We start from the raw sequence: 2,881 nt of genomic DNA on the forward strand, positions 1-2,881 counted from the left end.
GTGAACGCCAGCGGGCTCGCCCCGTCCCAGCGCCGCCGCCCACCCGACGAGACCGCCGCGCGGTCCGGCAAAGGCGGCACTTCCGAGGAAAAGTCCGGGTCCAGGAAGAACGGGAACGACAACCGGTTGCGCCCGCTCGTGTTCCGCACCCGGTGCGGCGTCGACCGGTACCAGCCCGCGGTCAGGCGTTCCAGCATGTCGCCGATGTTGCACACGAAGGTGTCCGGCAGCGGCGGCGCGTCGACCCATCCGCCGGGCGTGTGCACCTGCAGCCCACCGTTGTCGTCCTGGGCCAGGAGGGTCAGCAGGCCGTAGTCGGTGTGCTCGCCGACGCCCCAGCCGGCGCCACCCGACGGCGCGGGTGGGTAGTGGAAGATCCGGAACAGCACCGTCGGCGACGCGGTGTAGCCGGCCGCGAAGTAGTCCGCAGCGAGGCCGAGGCTCGCCGCGATGCCGCGCAGCACGTCCTGGCCGGCGAGAGTCAGGGCGTCCACATAGGACAGCACGGTGTCCCGCAGCCCGGGCACCTGGTGCGGGAACAGGTTCGGGCCGTGCAGCGGCAGCTCGGACGGCGGCTGCTCGGACCCGAAGTACAGGCCCTCCTTGAGGTCCTCCTCGCCGGCGGTCAGCTCCGCCCCGACCGGGAAGTACCCGCGCCACGCCCGCCCGCCGCGCGACATCTCGATCTCGAGCTTCTCCTCGAGCGGCAACGCGAAGAACTCCCGGCTCTGCGCGTCGAGCCGCTCCCGGAGCGCGGCGGGCACCCCGTGGCCGGTGACGTAGAAGAACCCGGTGTCCCGGCAGGCCCGTTCGATCTCGCCGGCCACCGCGGCGGGGTCGGAGATGTCGACGACCGGGAGCACTAGAACACCACGGTCTTGTTGCCGTGCACCAGAACCCGGTTCTCCAGGTGCCAGCGCAGGCCCCGCGCGAGCACGACCTTCTCGATGTCGCGACCCCGGCGCACCATGTCGGTGATCGAGTCGGCGTGCCCCACCCGGATCACGTCCTGGTCGATGATCGGGCCGGCGTCGAGCTCCGCGGTGACGTAGTGGCACGTGGCGCCGATCAGCTTCACGCCGCGGCGGTGTGCCTGGTGGTAGGGCTTCGCGCCGACGAACGACGGGAGGAAGCTGTGGTGGATGTTGATCGCCCGGCCCTCCCACGCGGCACAGAGGTCCGCCGGCACGATCTGCATGAACCGGGCCAGCACGATCGCGTGCGCGTCGCTCTCCTCGACCAGCCCGCGCAGCCGCACGAACGCCTCGGACTTGCCGTCCGGATCACCGGCGGGGAACGGCACGTGGTGGAACGGGATCCCGTGCGCCCCGGTGATGTCCGCGAGGTCCGGGTGGTTGCCGATCACCGCGGCCACGTCGATGTCGAGCTCGCCGGACGCGACGCGGCTGAGGATGTCGTAGAGGCAGTGGCCCTCCTTCGACACCAGGATCACGACGCGGCGGCGCTCGGCGGTGTCCATGATCTGCCAGTCGCTCCGCTCGGCGAGCGTGGCGGCCAGCTCGCCGAAGCGCCGGCGCAGCTCGTCGATGTCGATCGGCACGGTGTCGGCACTGATCTCCTGGCGGGTGAAGAACCAGCCGGTGTCCTGGTCGGTGTGGTACGCGGCCTCGACGATCAGCCCGCCGAGGTCGGCGAGGAAGGTCGCGATCCGGGCCACGATCCCGATGCGGTCCGGGCACCCGAAGGTGATCACGTACCGGCGGCTCATGGCGTGCGGAGGGTGTCGACGAGGGTCTGGTCGCCGGTGGTGACGGCGGTGCTCGGCCGGTGCCAGGTGGCGCGGTAGACGGCGTCCGCGGTGCCGACGACGGACGCGTCGGTGTCGACCTCCTCGGCCGTGGTGACCCGCGGGACCTCGCCCGGCTCGAGGTGCACGGTCCACGCGCGGCCCGCGTCGGCGGCGTGGAACAGCACGGTGCCCTTGGCGTCCGGCCGCTCGCGCGCGAGCTTGCGGGGGACCATGAGCACGAGCGCCTCGTCGATCCCGTCGGCGGCGAAGTCGGGCTCGAAGACCAGCGACGGGACCGCGGCCGCGCCGTCGGAGCCGGCGTTGGCGTGCTCGGCGTCGAGCCGGTGGATGGCGGTCTCGTGCGCCTGGCGGCGGGCCCAGAACACGGCGGTGGTCTCGACCTCGGGGTGGAAGACCCACGCGGGCGCGTCCGGGCCCTTGGCCTCGAGCGTGCCGACCATGGCGGCGACCTGGTCGTCCCACCAGGGCAGCAGCTCGTCCCAGACCTCCGGCGGCCGGTCGGGCCGCACGCCCTCGGCGGTGGGCACGGCGTCGAGCGCCTTGATGACCCAGTTGTGCACCCGGGCGATGTGCCGGACGAGGCCACGCACTGTCCACTCAGGACACGTCGGCACCGGGGCGCCGGGTCCCGCGGCGACGGCCGCGGCGCGCAGGGCGGCCGCCTGGCGCGCCACCTGCTCGAGATAGCTGGCGAAATCCACTCGTGGAGGATAGTGCGCCGGCGCCCATTCCAGACCCCATCGATGGGCAACCTCACCGCCACCGGGAGGCCGCGGCTCTCCCGGCCGGCGGCCAACCGGGTCCCCGACGAACGCCCCAGCCTCCCGTGCCGAAGCACTAAGGCCTGTCTCGTAGATCTTCGTGTGAAGTCATGCGCCGACCACCGGAACCTCAGGGGACCGTGACGGCACCCAGCCACCACCCACCTCGATACCCACACCATTCGCCGGGACGCAACGCACACTGTTAATCCCGGGGAGGCGGACTAGCCGCCCTCCAGCTTCTCGGCGATCGCGCGGATCCACTCCTCGGACCACGTGAGCTCGCCGGAGCGGAGGGCGGCGACGACACCGTCGATCCACCGCAGCTCGGCGCGCCGCACGGCCAGCA

3 protein-coding genes are annotated in these 2,881 nt (G+C 72.3%); all 3 read right to left on the minus strand.

What is annotated here, in order from left to right; all coding sequences use genetic code 11:
* On the minus strand, positions 1 to 863 hold an 863-nt coding region (locus tag VGD70_RS24390; protein WP_331085172.1), incomplete at its 3' end, for an isopenicillin N synthase family dioxygenase.
* Positions 863 to 1,729, minus strand: coding sequence for a formyltetrahydrofolate deformylase (gene purU, locus VGD70_RS24395; protein ID WP_331085174.1), 867 nt, complete (start codon positions 1,727 to 1,729; stop codon positions 863 to 865). The genes VGD70_RS24390 and purU, both read right to left, overlap by 1 nt.
* Positions 1,726 to 2,472 carry a maleylpyruvate isomerase N-terminal domain-containing protein gene (locus tag VGD70_RS24400; protein ID WP_331085176.1) on the minus strand — a complete coding sequence of 249 codons (747 nt, stop codon included), beginning with the start codon at positions 2,470 to 2,472 and terminating at the stop codon, positions 1,726 to 1,728. Before VGD70_RS24400 ends, purU begins: the two co-directional genes overlap by 4 nt.
* Between the last annotated feature and the right edge of the window lie 409 nt (positions 2,473 to 2,881).

It is taken from the genome of Actinophytocola sp., from assembly GCF_036402745.1.
Classification (GTDB): Bacteria; Actinomycetota; Actinomycetes; order Mycobacteriales; family Pseudonocardiaceae; genus Actinophytocola.

What these genes read in the sequence shown, in the direction of transcription:
- purU (WP_331085174.1), bottom strand. Translation starts at nt 1,729, where the DNA reads ATGAGCCGCCGGTACGTGATCACCTTCGGGTGCCCGGACCGCATCGGG.